The 13,777-nt window shown below is 72.5% G+C and carries 22 protein-coding genes; 15 read left to right on the plus strand and 7 right to left on the minus strand.

The window, feature by feature from the left end; translation table 11 throughout:
* On the minus strand, positions 1 to 555 hold the full coding sequence (locus AB0M59_RS16080; protein WP_364615024.1) for a copper resistance CopC family protein: 555 nt from the start codon (positions 553 to 555) through the stop codon (positions 1 to 3).
* 125 nt (positions 556 to 680) lie between these two features.
* Between AB0M59_RS16080 and AB0M59_RS16085 the strand changes: the two genes are divergently transcribed.
* From AB0M59_RS16085 to AB0M59_RS16105, 5 genes are read left to right on the plus strand one after another with little or no spacing between them, the layout of a single operon-like run.
* Positions 681 to 1,148: a hypothetical protein gene (locus tag AB0M59_RS16085; RefSeq protein WP_364615027.1), complete on the plus strand. Its 468-nt coding sequence runs from the start codon at positions 681 to 683 to the stop codon at positions 1,146 to 1,148.
* A complete protein-coding gene (locus AB0M59_RS16090; protein WP_364615030.1) occupies positions 1,141 to 2,313 on the plus strand; it encodes a PPE domain-containing protein in 1,173 nt (390 codons plus the stop codon). Before AB0M59_RS16085 ends, AB0M59_RS16090 begins: the two co-directional genes overlap by 8 nt.
* Positions 2,310 to 2,603 carry a type VII secretion target gene (locus AB0M59_RS16095; protein ID WP_364615033.1) on the plus strand — a complete coding sequence of 98 codons (294 nt, stop codon included), beginning with the start codon at positions 2,310 to 2,312 and terminating at the stop codon, positions 2,601 to 2,603. Before AB0M59_RS16090 ends, AB0M59_RS16095 begins: the two co-directional genes overlap by 4 nt.
* Positions 2,596 to 3,288: a hypothetical protein gene (locus AB0M59_RS16100; protein WP_364615036.1), complete on the plus strand. Its 693-nt coding sequence runs from the start codon at positions 2,596 to 2,598 to the stop codon at positions 3,286 to 3,288. Before AB0M59_RS16095 ends, AB0M59_RS16100 begins: the two co-directional genes overlap by 8 nt.
* On the plus strand, positions 3,285 to 3,881 hold the full coding sequence (locus tag AB0M59_RS16105; RefSeq protein ID WP_364615039.1) for a hypothetical protein: 597 nt from the start codon (positions 3,285 to 3,287) through the stop codon (positions 3,879 to 3,881). Before AB0M59_RS16100 ends, AB0M59_RS16105 begins: the two co-directional genes overlap by 4 nt.
* Here AB0M59_RS16105 and AB0M59_RS16110 read toward each other — a convergent pair.
* On the minus strand, positions 3,793 to 4,578 hold the full coding sequence (locus tag AB0M59_RS16110) for a helix-turn-helix transcriptional regulator (RefSeq protein WP_364615042.1): 786 nt from the start codon (positions 4,576 to 4,578) through the stop codon (positions 3,793 to 3,795). The two genes, AB0M59_RS16105 and AB0M59_RS16110, sit on opposite strands and share 89 nt — an antisense overlap.
* Positions 4,579 to 4,626: 48 nt before the next feature.
* On the opposite strand from AB0M59_RS16110, the gene AB0M59_RS16115 reads away from it, so the two are divergent.
* Positions 4,627 to 5,400 (plus strand): ESX secretion-associated protein EspG, encoded by a 774-nt coding sequence (locus tag AB0M59_RS16115; protein ID WP_364615045.1) that lies wholly within the window; start codon positions 4,627 to 4,629, stop codon positions 5,398 to 5,400.
* 70 nt (positions 5,401 to 5,470) lie between these two features.
* Here AB0M59_RS16115 and AB0M59_RS16120 read toward each other — a convergent pair whose 3' ends face one another.
* From AB0M59_RS16120 to AB0M59_RS16135, 4 genes are read right to left on the minus strand one after another with little or no spacing between them, the layout of a single operon-like run.
* Positions 5,471 to 5,884 carry a hypothetical protein gene (locus tag AB0M59_RS16120; RefSeq protein ID WP_364615048.1) on the minus strand — a complete coding sequence of 138 codons (414 nt, stop codon included), beginning with the start codon at positions 5,882 to 5,884 and terminating at the stop codon, positions 5,471 to 5,473.
* Positions 5,881 to 6,135 (minus strand): YbaB/EbfC family DNA-binding protein, encoded by a 255-nt coding sequence (locus AB0M59_RS16125; RefSeq protein WP_364615051.1) that lies wholly within the window; start codon positions 6,133 to 6,135, stop codon positions 5,881 to 5,883. The genes AB0M59_RS16120 and AB0M59_RS16125 overlap by 4 nt, the downstream gene beginning before the upstream one ends.
* Entirely contained in the window at positions 6,132 to 7,145 is a 1,014-nt protein-coding gene (locus AB0M59_RS16130; RefSeq protein ID WP_364615054.1) for a CHAP domain-containing protein, read from the minus strand. The genes AB0M59_RS16125 and AB0M59_RS16130 overlap by 4 nt, the downstream gene beginning before the upstream one ends.
* A 1-nt stretch (position 7,146) precedes the next feature.
* Positions 7,147 to 7,863, minus strand: a complete 717-nt coding sequence (locus tag AB0M59_RS16135; protein ID WP_364615057.1) for a transglycosylase SLT domain-containing protein — start codon at positions 7,861 to 7,863, stop codon at positions 7,147 to 7,149.
* Positions 7,864 to 8,001: 138 nt separating this feature from the next.
* On the opposite strand from AB0M59_RS16135, the gene AB0M59_RS16140 reads away from it, so the two are divergent.
* From AB0M59_RS16140 to AB0M59_RS16180, 9 genes are all read left to right on the plus strand, one after another.
* Positions 8,002 to 8,499, plus strand: a complete 498-nt coding sequence (locus tag AB0M59_RS16140) for a L,D-transpeptidase (RefSeq protein WP_364615060.1) — start codon at positions 8,002 to 8,004, stop codon at positions 8,497 to 8,499.
* 13 nt (positions 8,500 to 8,512) lie between these two features.
* Positions 8,513 to 9,280: a putative protein N(5)-glutamine methyltransferase gene (locus AB0M59_RS16145; RefSeq protein WP_364615483.1), complete on the plus strand. Its 768-nt coding sequence runs from the start codon at positions 8,513 to 8,515 to the stop codon at positions 9,278 to 9,280.
* Positions 9,281 to 9,351: 71 nt separating this feature from the next.
* Positions 9,352 to 9,792: a hypothetical protein gene (locus tag AB0M59_RS16150; protein WP_364615063.1), complete on the plus strand. Its 441-nt coding sequence runs from the start codon at positions 9,352 to 9,354 to the stop codon at positions 9,790 to 9,792.
* Positions 9,720 to 10,319 (plus strand): hypothetical protein, encoded by a 600-nt coding sequence (locus AB0M59_RS16155; RefSeq protein ID WP_364615066.1) that lies wholly within the window; start codon positions 9,720 to 9,722, stop codon positions 10,317 to 10,319. The genes AB0M59_RS16150 and AB0M59_RS16155 overlap by 73 nt, the downstream gene beginning before the upstream one ends.
* A gap of 44 nt (positions 10,320 to 10,363) precedes the next feature.
* Complete coding sequence (locus tag AB0M59_RS16160) at positions 10,364 to 10,840, plus strand: sigma-70 family RNA polymerase sigma factor (protein ID WP_364615069.1); 477 nt, start codon at positions 10,364 to 10,366, stop codon at positions 10,838 to 10,840.
* Complete coding sequence (locus AB0M59_RS16165; protein ID WP_364615072.1) at positions 10,837 to 11,430, plus strand: methylated-DNA--[protein]-cysteine S-methyltransferase; 594 nt, start codon at positions 10,837 to 10,839, stop codon at positions 11,428 to 11,430. Before AB0M59_RS16160 ends, AB0M59_RS16165 begins: the two co-directional genes overlap by 4 nt.
* A 149-nt stretch (positions 11,431 to 11,579) precedes the next feature.
* On the plus strand, positions 11,580 to 12,293 hold the full coding sequence (locus tag AB0M59_RS16170) for a 2OG-Fe(II) oxygenase (RefSeq protein WP_364615075.1): 714 nt from the start codon (positions 11,580 to 11,582) through the stop codon (positions 12,291 to 12,293).
* Positions 12,290 to 12,667, plus strand: a complete 378-nt coding sequence (locus AB0M59_RS16175) for a hypothetical protein (protein WP_364615078.1) — start codon at positions 12,290 to 12,292, stop codon at positions 12,665 to 12,667. The genes AB0M59_RS16170 and AB0M59_RS16175 overlap by 4 nt, the downstream gene beginning before the upstream one ends.
* Positions 12,667 to 13,155, plus strand: coding sequence for a methylated-DNA--[protein]-cysteine S-methyltransferase (locus AB0M59_RS16180; protein WP_364615081.1), 489 nt, complete (start codon positions 12,667 to 12,669; stop codon positions 13,153 to 13,155). The genes AB0M59_RS16175 and AB0M59_RS16180 overlap by 1 nt, the downstream gene beginning before the upstream one ends.
* A gap of 1 nt (position 13,156) precedes the next feature.
* On the opposite strand, the gene AB0M59_RS16185 is transcribed toward AB0M59_RS16180, so the two are convergent.
* Positions 13,157 to 13,759, minus strand: a complete 603-nt coding sequence (locus tag AB0M59_RS16185; protein ID WP_364615084.1) for a LysE family transporter — start codon at positions 13,757 to 13,759, stop codon at positions 13,157 to 13,159.
* Positions 13,760 to 13,777: the final 18 nt, after the last annotated feature.

Raw genomic sequence — 13,777 nt, forward strand, 5'->3', positions numbered from 1 at the left:
TCAGTCCTTCCCGCGGCCCTTCATCTGGCGCAGGCCGACGATGATCACCGCGAGCAGCCCGACGACGGCGACCACGATCCAGATCCAGCCGGGGATGCCGCTGGTGTCCACCGCGGTCGGGGCGGTGGGCGCCTGCGCCTGGGCCTGCTCTTGCACGGACGACGCCGGCGCCGCCGAGCTGGAAGCCGCGCCCGCGAGGGTGAAGTGCACGGTGCCGGTGAGGTTGTCGCCGTCCTTCGCGATCACCTTCCAGGTCAGTGTGTAGGCCTGGGCCGGTCCGGATGGGGTCACCGGCGCGGTCACGACGGCGCCGGCCACCGCCGGCGTGCCGATCTTCCAGGCGGTGCCGTCGCGCCCGGTGACCTTCACGGCCTCCGGCGGCAGCGTGACGGGTTCGCCGAAGGTCAGCCGGACCTCCGCCGGCGCGGCCGCGAGCGTGGCACCTTCGGCGGGTGAGCTGGACTCCAGCTCGGTGTGGGCCGAGGCCGGCCCGGCGAGCACGACGAGCCCGGTGAGGGCGGCGAGAACGGCTCCGAACGCACGGCGCGGGATCATCCGGGCATCCTGCCCTATCCGCCCGTGCAGTCTTCGTGTCCACCCGTGCACCCGGGTGGGGTTCTCTTCTCATCGCGGCGGGCATTGGCCAGGATGGACGCCTGGGTGGCGAGGGAAGGACCTTCATGGCGACTGTGCGCGACGAGGCCGACGCGCGGCGGCAGCTGCGTGCCGAGCACCAGCAGGGCAAGGACGAACCGAGGGAGCGTGCCTCCGGTGTCGCGAAGCCGCAGGGCACCGGCGCGGCCGCGCTGGTCGCCGACGGCACCGACGTCCTCGAGCTGGACTACGCCGAGATCGACGCCGCCAAGAACGCCCTCGACGCCCGTCACCAGGAGCTCTCCGGTTACCTCGAAAGCGCCCGCGAGCTGGGCGCGCCGCTGGCCGACGGCAACGGGCCGGTCTCGCACTGGATGCGCCGCTCGTTCGGGCTGCGCGGCGGCGCCGAGGCCGGCGGCGTGCAGGCCGCGCTGGAGTCGTACCTCGGTGAGCTCGCCTCGCTGCGGCAGGCGCTGGACGCCGTCGCGGCGTCGCACCGGAGCAACGACGAGGAGGCCGCCGCGGCGCTGCGGGCGGGTGAGCGCGATGCCTGAGTTCCACTCCACGCACCACGAGCCGACCGCGCGCGAGAAGGCCAAGGCGCGGCGGGTGCGGCGCGAGAAAGCCGTGAACGACCGCGAAGACGCGTTCGGCAAGATCAACTGGGACAGCTACGACCACCGCGAGCTGTGGGACATGGTCCAGTCGGCCGACCCGCCGCGGCTCGGCGAGCAGGCCCACCGGTGGGCCGAACTCGCCCGGAGCGTCGACACGGCCACCGGCGACGTCCACACGCTGGTGCAGAAGCTGCTGCTGTCGTGGCGCGGGCCGTCGGCGGCCCAAGCCGCGGACTCCGTCCAGCGCCTGACCGGCTGGGCGAGCACGGCGGGCGAGAACGCCCGGCACATCGGCGACGGCCTCGACACCTACACCTCCGCGATCGGCGAAGCCCGGCGGAAGATGCCGGAACCGGTGCACTACTGGGCCGAACGCTGGTTCAAGGAGGGGTACGCGGTCAAGCGGCTCGACGGGCCCGAAGGCACGTACATGCTGGACGAGCTGCTCGACGACAAGCTGCCGACGAAGAAGCAGGCGGACGACGCCAAGGCCGAGGCCGTCCGCGTGATGGAGCAGTACGAGAGCGCGAGCCACGACGTCCGCCACCGCCTGCCGCCGGCGTTCGATACGGCGCCGCAGGTGAGCGCGGCCGGTTCGGATGTGGTCGTTCCGCGCGTGCCTTACGCGCCGGTGGTCCAGGACCCGCCGCTCGAGCACGCCCCGGACGCCCGCCCGGACCACGGCCCCGGCGAGGCGCCGGACCGGGTGCCGGACGACTCGACGTCGACCGCGTCCGCGTTGCCGCCCGCGTTCACGGGAGCCGGCGTGCTGCCCGGCGTCGACGGGGTGATCGGCGCGGCCGGGCCGGGGACCGCGTCCGGACCGGGTTTCGCCGGCTTTGTCGGCCCCGGCGGCTCCGGCGGTTCTGCGGGTTCGCTGGGCGAAGGCGGACGGGCCGGTGCCGGACGCTTCGGGGCCGCGGCATCGGGTTTCGGACCGGGAGCGGCGAGCGGTCGCGGCACGGGCACCGGGTACGGCATGTACCCGCCGGGCCAGGGCACCCGCCGTGAGGAGGACACCGAGCACCGCGACAAGTACGCCGACGGCTACGACCTGCTCGACGACCTGCCCCCGGCCTATCCCCCGGTGTTCGGCGAATGACCGGCTTCCACGCGGACCCGGCGGCGCTCGACGCCTTGGCACTGCGGCTCGACGACACGGCGGAGGAGTACGCCGCGGCGGCGGCCCAGCTCGAGTCGGCGGCTTCCGGTGAGCTGGGCCCGCTGTCGGTGTCGAGTGCGCTCGCCGCGCTGACCGGCGAGTGGTCGGGCAGGATACGGGCGGTGGAAACGGACTTCGCGACGGCGGCGGGCAGCGTCCGCGCGGCTGCGAAGGCCTACCGGACAACGGACGCGGCAGCGGCCGACGAGCTGGGCCGAGCCGATGGCTGAGTTCCGCGGCCTCGGCTTCGACCCGGTCCCCGGCCGTCCCGACGCCGTGGCCGAAGCGGCTCGGCAATGCGCCGCCGCGGCGGCAAGCCTCGACGAAGTCCCTTCCCCGGGCGAAATCCCAGAGTGGGCCGGCCGATCCGCCCAGGCACTCGCCGACCGCGCCGGACGAGCCGCGACCGGCCTCGCCGCCGTCCCGGAGGCCCTGCGCGCGACCGCCGCGATCCTCGACGACTGGGCCGGCACCCTCGTCGCCCACCACCGCCGCGCCGAGGACCTCGACCGCCAGGCCACCGCCGCACGCCAGGCCGTGACCACCGCCCAGGACGACGTCGACCAAGCCGAAACCGAAGCCCAGTTCTCCCCCGCCACCCAACCGAACCTCACCGCCGCCCGCGCTCGGCTCGCCGCGAAACAAGACGACCTCGACCGCGTCCTCGCTGAAGCCCGCGAGCTGGAACGCGCCCACACAACGGAAGCAGCCCGCGTCGCCGATCGGCTCCGAGCCCTGGGCGACGGCGCTCCCCTGCCAAGCGCCCCGGATTTTCGTGGCGTGACCGCACAGCTGGAGACGTTCTCGGCCATCGGCCGCGAGCTGGGGGTGACCGTCGCGAAGACCCCCGTCGTGCCGGTGACGCCGCCGCCGGGCGCGGTCGGCGCGTTCGCCGCGGCGCTGGGTGGCCGGTGAAACTGCCCGCCGTTCCGGGGATCACCCCGGTGAGCCTGGACTCGGTCGAGCGCACCACGGCCGAGCTGCACGCGCTGATGGCGCGCCTGCGCGGCCCCGACGCCGCGCGCGACCTCGGCCTGGAGGCGGCCGCCGTCCAGTGCGCGGAGATCGCCCACGACCAGCGCGCCGGGTTGCTGGCCCTGGTCGAGCACCGCGACGCCGATCCCGCGTTGCTCATCGCCGGGGTCGTCGCGGTGGAGACCACCCTCGAGGATGCCGCGGACCTCGGCCACTTCGTCGCCGACACGACCCCCGGCATCCGCGAGGTCAGCCACGCGCGGACCGGCCGCGGCTACCCGGTGGTGATCGTCGAGCGGATCGGCCTGGCCGGCGCGCAGCTGCAGGCCGTCGTCCTCGATCCGGATCGCCCGCGCGCGGCCGTGTTCACCCTGCACTCCCCCGGTGGCCGCGGCTGGCTGGAGGTCGCCGGCCTGGCCGGGACGCTCGTCGCCGGCGTCGACCTCACCCCCGCAGCGCCTGCTCCCGGAACTCGCGCGGGGTCCGGCCCGTCGCGCGGCGGAACGTCCGCGAAAAGTGCGGGGCGCTGGTGAACCCGCAGTCCCGCGCGATCTCCGCGATCCCCCGCGCCGCCTTCGCCGGGTCGGCCAGCAACGCCTTCGCGCGCTCGACCCGCAGGCCCTTCAGCCGTTCGGAGACACCCTGGCCGTCGTCGAAGAGCTGGTACAGCCGCCGGCGCGAGATGTACAGCGCTTCGGCGATCTTGTCCGCGCTGAGCGACTGCTCGCCGAGGTGCGCGCGCATGTACTCCAGGGCTTCACGCCTTCGCGCCGCCAAAGCATCGACGCGGTCGAGCTCGACCCGCAAAGCGCTGCGCAGCACCAGTTCGGCCAGGCCCAGCAGGTGGTGGGCCAGCCCGTGCGGGTCGAGGCGCGGGCCGGCCGCCAGGACGTGCGCCAACGCGCCGGCGAACAGCGACCGCAACGGCGCGTCGACCTCGACCGGCCGGAACATCAGCGGCCGCAGGTCGGCGAACGAAATGGACAGCTTCGCCGCGGCGACGGTCAGCATCACCACGCCGGACGGCAGGAGGTGCAGCGTCGCGTCGGCGTACGTGAGCTTTGCACCCGACTCGGCCACCGCACGCGGGACGGGACAGCGCAGCAGCAGCTGGATGCCCTCGGGGTCGCTGCTGCCGCCGAGGATCGCCGCGCGCGCGGCCGCGGCCCCGGAAGCGCGGACGACGAGGTACCCGCTCGCGGGGACGTCCATCGGGGGCGGCTCGGCCATCGGCACCATCGTGCCTGATGGCGGCCGCCCACCACAGGAAGGGGGACCATGGCGCGGCGCACCGCGACGACGGCCGGAGTGATCCTGTCGCATCTGGAATTCGATCTCCTCTGGGCGGATCTGGGGCCGGGCGGGCCGCCGCCGTACCCGTTCGACGTGCCGGCGCACGGCGCCACCCACGCCGAACGCGACGACCTGGGCGTCCGCGTCTTCGCCGGTCTGGCGGAAGCGGGTCTCACCGACGGCGACGACGTCGACCCGGGACTGGCGGACCTGTTCGTGCTGCTGGGTGCGCCGTCGCTGAGCGTCGACGCGCTGGTGCTGGGCGAAGCGCCGTGGCGGCTGCTCGCGGCGGTGCGCGACGCGGCCGGGGTGCTCGCGGTGCTGGACGAGCGCGACCTGGTGCTGGAGCCGCTGCGCCCGGCCGACCTGGTCCCCGCGGTGGCCCGGATGCTCGGCGACGTCGAGGCGGGTCCGGGCGACCAGCTCCGGCTCCCCCGCGCGACGTACTCGGCGGCGATGGACGCGTACGCGCGCAGCGGGTACGACGCGTTCGAGCGGGCCTTGGGCGCGGCCGGGATCAGCGGCCGCGCGGTCCGTCCGCTGGCGACCCTGGTGACGGCGGAGCGGTACGCGGCGGGCCAGCTGGCGGCCACCGGCCCGGCCGGCCGCACCCCGGTCCTGGCCTGGTTCGACACGGCGGCCGGGCGCTACGCGGTGACGCCGGAAAACGTGGCCGGCGAGGCCTGGGTGATGATCACGCCGGCCAACGGCGCCTGGCTGGCCGACCGCCTGGCCCGGCTGGTCGAAGCCGCCCGCTGAGCAGTCTGCCGCGGCAGGTCGTGAGTGAATAACAGTGTTAGAACACTGTTACTCACTCACGACCGCCGGGTCAGGTCGCCCAGGTCGTGGGCAGGAACTCGTCGGGATCGGGGGCCGGCCGCGGCCGGATCGCCGGTCCGCCCACCACGCCGGGTTCGCTCACGGGCCGCACCCCGATCCGCGGGCCTTCGGAAGCGGCTTCCTCCGGCAGCAAGTCGCCCAGCAAATCGCGTCCCTGCCGCAGGGCATCCGCGCCGGCCTCCGAGGCCAGCCGCCGGATCACCCCGGCCAGCTCGCCCGGCGACCGGTTCAGCGCCCACCGGTCGAACCGCAGGTCCACGAGCGCCCCATGCAGATCGACCAGCACCGAGACCCCGTCATCCGCCGCGGAGGCGCGGATCGCCGCCAGCCGCGTCCCATACGCCGGTTCCGGGGCCTCGAAGGCAGCGTCGGCCAGTTCCGAAGCCGTCCGCTCGGCGCTCACTGGGCCCGCCAGCTGTCCGGTGTGGTCTCTTCCGCGGCCTCGTCCGCCGAGGGCAGGCCGAGACCGTCCACGTTGTGCCACAGCGAAGCCGTGGCCCGCGCCGAGGCGGCCGCGGCCAGCACCAGGATCCGGCGTGCCAGCTCGTCCGGCTCCAGCCTCAGCGCCGACGCCTCCAGCGTCAGCTCCTGCAGCGCCCCACCGGGCGCGACCTCGACGGCGACCGTGCGGTCGGCGGCTTTTCCGGTGATCACGGGTGGACCCCTCCGTAGAACGTCGACGCCGAGAGCGTGTGCGTGTTCCGGCGGACGGCGTCCCCGGAGTTGCCCTCGATCATCGTGACCTGGTTCCCCTCGACCTTCTCGACGATGCCGATGTGCGTGCTCGTCGACGTGCTCTGCGGGCCGGTGCCGAAGATCAGCACATCCCCCGGCTTCGCCTCGTGCAGCGAATGCTTGCCGTACGCGTGCCCGTTGCGCTCGCCCCAGTGGAAGACGTCGCCGCTGAAGGGCAGCACCGGGATCTTCACGCCGGCCTTGCGCCACATCGCCGTCGCGAACGACGAGCACCACGCCGCGGTCGGCCCGTACGGGTTCCGGTTGCTGCCCGGCGGGTTCTCGCGGACGCCCAGCTGCGTGCGCGCGGCGTGGACGACGTCCTTGCCCCGCCCGCTCGCCTTGCTCGGCTGCGTCGCTTTCGCGGACGCTGCCTTGTCCAGGACACCGTCGTGGGACAGGTCCTTCCGCAGGTCGTGCAGTTTCTTCGCCGCCGCCTTGAGTTCCGCGTCGACGTGCCGCAGCGTCGACGCCGACTGCCGCGTGTACTGCGGCGCCAGGTCGGCGGCGTGCCCGACCGCCCGCATCAGCGCGGCCTGCGTCCCGGCGGCGACGCCCGCGTCGAGAACCTGCTTCGCCTTCGCGGTGTACTCGTCGACCAGCCGCTGCACGGCCGTGTGGCCGGAGTCCACTGTGGACGCCACGTGCGCGACGACCTTCTCCGCCGCCGCCCCGGCAGCTCCTGTGATCCGAAGCTCCTTCGTCAGCTTCGCGCTGTTGTGCCGGAATCCGTCGGCGCCGTGGCCGTGCCAGTGCTCCAGCACCGTGGCGCTTTCCTTGTGGTAGGCGTCGTGCTGGGCGTCCAGCGCGCCGGCCACCTGGTGCAGGGCGTACTCGGCGCGGACGGCGTCCTCGGCCTTCCCCGCGAGCTTGTTGCGGTGCGCGACGAGGTCCTTCGCGAAGGAGTGCGCGAGCGCAGTGGTGTCCATGTCAGCCCATCTCGTTCAACGCGGCAACGGTGGCCGTCTCGTGGTCGCGGTAGGACTTCGCGGCCTTCTGCGCGGCGGTCGCCAGCCCGTCGGCGTGCGTGCCGACGCCCTTGACCTGCTTCTGCAGGGCCAGCCCGAACCCGGCGAGCGCGTCGGCGAATCCCGACTCCTTGCCGATCTTGCCGAAGCTTTCGTGGCCGATCTCCCGGACGTCGCGCAGCTGCCCGGTCGCGCCGCCCAGCGCGTCGGCGACGTGCCGGGTCCGGCTCACGTAGGAGTGCAGCACCGTGTCGTCGACTCGGAGCGGGCTCCCGCTCGCGCTGCCGCCGCCGGACTTCCCGTGGTGCTTCGTGACGTCCTGGGCGGCCTTGCGCGCGGCCGTGAGGTGGTGCTTGTACGCGCCGTTCGTGTACGTCGACCAGGGCGTGAAGTCGTGGCCGTCGCCGGAGACGCTGTTCGCGACGCGGGCGTTGGTGTCCGGGTCGAACAGCTGGTCGTCGGACTTCAGGTGGTACTGGTGACGCCGTTCCGGGCCGAGCGCGCCCAGCATGTTGATCTGCCAGAGGCCGTAGGAGTCGTCCGGCGGCGTGGCGTTGTGCGCGGTCGTCCGGCCGCCGGACTCGGCCAGCGCGACGGCGACCGCGGTGGTCAGGCCCTGGCCGCGGAACCCGGCCTCGTAGGCGTGCCGGGCGATCTGCTCGGCGCTCAGCTTCGTCATGGTTCGACCTTGCCCGCCCGGGTACTCCCGGCGGTAGCCGCGGTGCACGCAGGGACAACCCGGGTGCACGGCCGGCTCAACCTTCGGGGCCGTTCACCCGTACTGATCCCGGGAGGCCTTCGGCGAGGGGATGAACGGATGCGCAGGACCGGGGTGGTGACCCTGCTGGGGTTGACGCTGGTCACGGCGTCGTGCGCGGCACCGCGCACGACGACGCCGAGCCCGATCGCCGAGCCGGCGCCGCTCATCCGGACGACCACCCCGGTGCCCACGACGACTCCGCCGCCCGCGCCGCCGTGCGACGTCACGACCGGCGCGTGCGTGAGCCTGACGCAGCACCTGGCCTGGCTGCTGCGCGACGGCAAGGTCGTGCGCGGCCCGGTCCCGGCCGGTTTCGGCCCGCCGGACCAGGCGACGCCGGCCGGGTCGTTCCACGTCGTCTGGAAGGACCGCGAGCACACCAGCAGCGTGTACGGCACGGACATGCCCAATTCGGTGTTCTTCGCCGCCGGCGGCATCGCCTTCCACGCCGGGCCCCTCGACGCGCCGTCGCACGGCTGCGTCCACCTCACCGACACCGATTCGGCGGCGTTCTTCGACGGCCTGAACGTCGGGGACGCGGTGCAGGTCCGGTAACCTCGGTTCCTTGTTGGACACTTCGACTGTCGTCCCGCGGCTGCGCGCCGCGGGCTGTGTGTTCGCCGAGGACGAGGCGGACCTCCTGATCGCCGCCGCCACGACACCCGCCGAACTCGACGCCCTGGTGGAACGACGGGTCGCCGGGTTGCCGCTGGAGCACCTGCTCGGCTGGGCCGAGTTCCACGGACTGCGGATCACCGTGCGGCCCGGGGTGTTCGTGCCGCGGCACCGGACCGAGTTCCTGGTGGACGTCGCCGTCTCGCTCGCGCCGGCCAATCCCGTGGTGCTCGATCTCTGCTGTGGCTCGGGCGCGCTGGGCGCCGCGTTCACCGCCGCGCTGCGCCCGCGTGAGCTGCACGCGGCCGACGTCGAGCCCGCGGCCGTCACTTGTGCGCGGGTGAACCTTCCGGACGCGTTCGTCCATGAAGGCGACCTTTACGACGCGCTGCCGTCGTCGCTTCGCGGCCGGGTCGACGTGCTCATGGCGAACGTGCCGTACGTGCCTTCGGACGCCGTCGCGACCATGCCGCCCGAGGCGCGGCTGCACGAACCCCGCGTCGCGCTCGACGGCGGCGCCGACGGCCTCGACCTCGCCCGCCGCGTCGCCGCGGGGGCGTCGCGGTGGCTCGCGCCGGGCGGCACCCTGCTCACGGAATCGAGTGAACGACAAGCGCCGATACTGCGCGAAATCTTCACCTCCGCCGGGTTGAGACCGCGCGTGCACGATTCCGAAGAGCTGGGCGCCACCGTTGTCACCGGGACCGCGCCGACGTCGTGATTTGCCCGATGGGGCAACGACTTTCGTTCACTCCTTCGTCGGAGTGACCGCTCGGATCGGGCTGCGCTAGCATGGCAGCTCTTGTCGATTTCCCGGCAGAATCGGGGAGCAATGCCGAATCGAAGACGGTCTTCTGCGCCCTCGTCACCCTTCTCACGCTTTTCACCGTCGTGCCGGCCACCGCGCACGCCGCGCCGGACCGCTCGGTCGGCGTCTTCCGCGAAGTCCCCGCTGGCGTCCCGCTCACGAAGTCCCTCGACCTGCGGAAACTGCCCGCAACGATGCCCCAGGCCCAGCAGGTCCGGACGTCCGCGCTCGACCAGAACATCCCGACGCCGGTGACGTTCGGCGAATGCCACAAGGACATCCGCGCCGGGTATTGGACCAAGAACCGGTTCGCCGGCTGCACCATCACCGACATGGCCTACCAGCGCTACGCGTGTCCGGAAGCGGGCTGCGCGGTCACCGGCACCACAGCGCCTACCTGCGCTGCGACATTGCCCGGCTGCTGAACCCCGCGTACGCGGCGGGCAGCGACTGCGCGTTCGGGTTCCAGCCGCTGTACGTCCTGGACAACTCGGCGACGTCCGGCTTCCCGGCGTCGGCCGCGCTGGTCCGGGCCGCGCTGGTGAACTTCCCGAGCACGTACCCCGGAACGTCCCAGGGCCACTTGGCGCCCGGCAACCCCGGTTACCAGGGCGGCAGCGCCGGCCGGTCGTACCCGATCACGCGGCTGTTCTACGACACCGCGCTGCAGGCGACCCACCGCTCCACCGCGGAGCTGGCGTGCACGCAGCACTGGGGCCCGGGCTACGCGACGCGGCCGGACGGGCAGGTCAACGGCTGCGCGGTCTACCCGTTCGACACCACCTACGACGGCGCGACGCTGCCCACCCCGGGCGTCGACCGGGGTCCGTCGTACGCCGTGCAGCCGGTACTGGACGGCGACTACCAGGCACTTCTGGAGAGCATCGGGCAGTTCGTGGTGAACAACCACATCCTCGACGGGGACGGATACTGGGTCTACCCGTACGCGTGACAAACTCGATCTCACGTTGCGGCGTCGGCGGACGTCTACAGGGTGTGATCGTGAAACCGTTCGAGCAAGTCGTGGCCGAGCACGGGCCGATGGTCCTCCGGGTCTGCCGGGCCGTGCTCGGCCCTGCCGACGCCGAAGACGCCTGGTCGGAGACCTTCTTGGCCGCGCTGAAGGCGTACCCAGAGCTGCCCGCCGAGGCGAACGTCCAGGCGTGGCTCGTCACGATCGCCCACCGCAAGGCCATCGACGTCACCCGCGCCCAGGCGCGCCGCCCGCTGCCGGTCGGCGAGATCCCGGACCGCCCCGGCCGCGCCGACGCGTGGAGCGGCGACCTGTGGGACGCGCTCGCGAAGCTGCCGGACAAGCAGCGCGTCGCGGTCGCCTACCACTACCTGGCCGGGCTGCCGTACCGCGAAATCGCGGAGATCACCGGAGGCAGCGCGGACGCCGCCCGCCGCGCGGCCGCCGACGGCGTCAAGACCCTGCGGGCCACCTACCCCTTGGAAGGAGCGCACTCATGATCGACATCATCCCGTCGCTTCCGGTGGCCTACGAAGTCCTGCCGGACCGCCTGCACGAGCGCCTGACGGCCGCCGCGGAGAGCGAAGGCCTGCTGGACGTCGCCTACCGCACGCTCGACACCCCGGTCGGCTCCCTCCTGCTGGCCGCGACGCCTCAGGGCCTGGTCAAGGTGGCGTTCGACCGCCAGGACCACGACGCGGTCCTGGCTGGGCTCGCCTCGGCGATCAGCCCCCGGATCCTCCGGTCGCCGGCCCGCCTGGATCCGGTGGTCCGCCAGCTGGACGAGTACTTCACCGGCGGCCGGCAGTCGTTCGACGTCCCGCTGGACTTCCGCCTGGCCCGCGGGTTCCGGCTGTCGGTGCTGGAGCACCTACCGGAAATCGCGTACGGCCACACGGAGAGCTACGCCGAGGTGGCGACGGCGGCGGGCAGCCCGAGGGCGGTCCGAGCGGTCGGCACGGCGTGCGCGCTCAACCCGCTCCCGGTGGTGGTGCCGTGTCACCGGGTGGTCCGCTCGGACGGCTCGTACGGCCAGTACGCGGGTGGCGAGGAAGCCAAGCGGGTGCTGCTGACGATGGAAGCGGCCTGAGCTTCGGGTTCCCCGGGCGTCCTCGGCCAGGCGAGCAGGGCAAGCCACGTCCTGCTCGCCGCGGCAGCCGGTGCGCAATCGCCCTCCCCTGCCGGAAATCTCTCGCCCGGCCGATCTCACGTTTCACCCCGCCGGAGCGTCTACCGGATATGAGCACTTACGAGAAACGCGTCGCCGCGGCCGATTGGGGCGCGGTGGCCGCCGAGGTCGACGACTACGGCTGCGCGCTCCTTCCGCCCCTGCTCACCCCCGCCGAGTGCGCGAAGCTCGTCGCGCTGTGGGACCAGCCGGAACACTTCCGCGCGACGGTCAACCTGCGCCGCCACCGCTTCGGCGACAACGGCGACTACCACTACTTCGCCGCGCCGTTCCCGGAGCCGGTGGAGCGACTGCGGCAAGCGCTCTACCCTCGTCTGCTGCCGATCGCCCAGGACTGGTACGCCCGCCTCGGCCGCGAGCCGGAGTGGCCGTCCACTTTGGACGAATGGCTGAAGGTCTGCCACGACGCCGGCCAGAAGCGGCCGACCCCGATCCTGCTGCGCTACGAAACAGGCGGCTGGAACGCACTGCACCGCGACCTGTACGGCGACAAGGTGTTCCCGCTGCAGGTCGTGATCAACCTGAACGACCCGGGCACCGACCACACGGGCGGCGAGTTCCTCTTGGTCGAGCAGCGCCCACGAGCACAGTCCCGCGGCACCGCAACCCTCATCCCGCAGGGCCACGGCCTGGTGTTCACCACCCGCGACCGCCCCGTCCGCTCCGCCCGGGGCTGGTCGGCGTCCCCGGTGCGTCACGGCGTCTCGGCGGTGCGTTCAGGCCGCCGGCACACCCTGGGTCTGGTCTTCCACGACGCAACATGACCGACGCGGAACTCGAGACGCTCGTGAAGCTGATCGGTCAGGCCCGGCACATCGTGATCGGCACCGCGGCCGACCCGGTCTCACGAGCCGACGGCGAGCGAATCGCCACGACGTGGGGCGCCCTGGTCCTGGCGACGGTGACCTGGCCCGAAACAGCGGCGTCGTGGTTGCGCCAAGCCCAGCGGTTCGCAGCGCCGAACCCGGACATCTGGGTGGTCAGCGCCACCCCGCCCGGCTGGACGGGCATGACGCGCCGACTGCAGATGTCGACGTCGTGGAGCCCCCATCGCACGATCGTCACGGCGGCCCTGGCGGATATCCACCTGCCCGGTCTCCGCGGCGCACGAGCAGACGGCACTACTTGGGAGAACTGATGAAGCACACGATCATCGACTCGCCGATCGGCGAACTCACCCTGGTCGGCAACGGCGACATCGTGACCGGCCTGTATTTCCCACACCACTGGACCCGCCCGGACCGCACGACGTTCGGCCCCCGCGACGACTCGGCGTTCCCCGCGGCGGCGGAGCAGCTGAAGGAGTACTTCGCCGGCCAGCGCAAGGACTTCGACGTGCCCAGGCAAGCGGACGGCCCAGCCTTCGATCAGGCTGTCTGGGCGGAGATCGCCAAGATCCCCTACGGCTCAACCGCGACATACGGCGACCTGGCTCAGACGGTCGGAGGGCTGCCGCACGAAGTTGGAGCGGCAGTCGGACGGAACCCGCTGAGCATCCTGGTGGCGTGCCACCGGGTGGTCGGCAAGGACGGCAAGCTGACGGGCTACGCAGGCGGCCTGAAGCGCAAGCAGTTCCTGCTGGAACTGGAGCGCCCGCCGGCAGCAGAGAGAGGGCAGCTCTGGTAACTCACACGTGACTCAGGAGCATGGCGGCACCAAGCCCGGTCATGGTCACGGCGATGACGACATCCAGAACGCGCCACGCCACGGGCTTCGCGAAGACGCCCGCCAGCTTCTTGGCGCCAAAGCCGAGCGCACTGAACCACACGGCGCTGGCGATCCCAGCGCCAAGCCCGAAAAGCCACCGCCCATCACCATGAGCGACAGCCACCGACCCGAGCAGCAGCACGGTGTCGAGGTAGACGTGCGGATTGAGCCAGGTAAAGGCGACGCAGGCAAGCACAGCTTTCCGCAACGGCGTCCGTCCGTCACCAACGGTCATGACAGAGGGCCGAAACGCCCGCCGAGCAGCAAGCGCCCCATAGCCAAGCAGAAAAAGCCCACCCCCCACAGCGATGACCCCGATCGCGGTCGGCCACTGCTCGATGACGGCCCCGATCCCACTCACCCCCAGCCCGATCAACACAAGATCCGACACGGCGCAGATGACGACCAACGGCGTCACGGCGCCTCCTCGCAGTCCTTGCTGCAGGAGGAAGGCGTTCTGTGAGCCGATGGCAACGATGAGGGACAGCCCGGTCCCGAACCCGGCGAGGAGCAGTGGAAGCACCCTTCGACGGTACGACCG

The organism is Amycolatopsis sp. NPDC051371 (assembly GCF_040682155.1).
In the GTDB taxonomy this organism is placed as follows: domain Bacteria; phylum Actinomycetota; class Actinomycetes; order Mycobacteriales; family Pseudonocardiaceae; genus Amycolatopsis.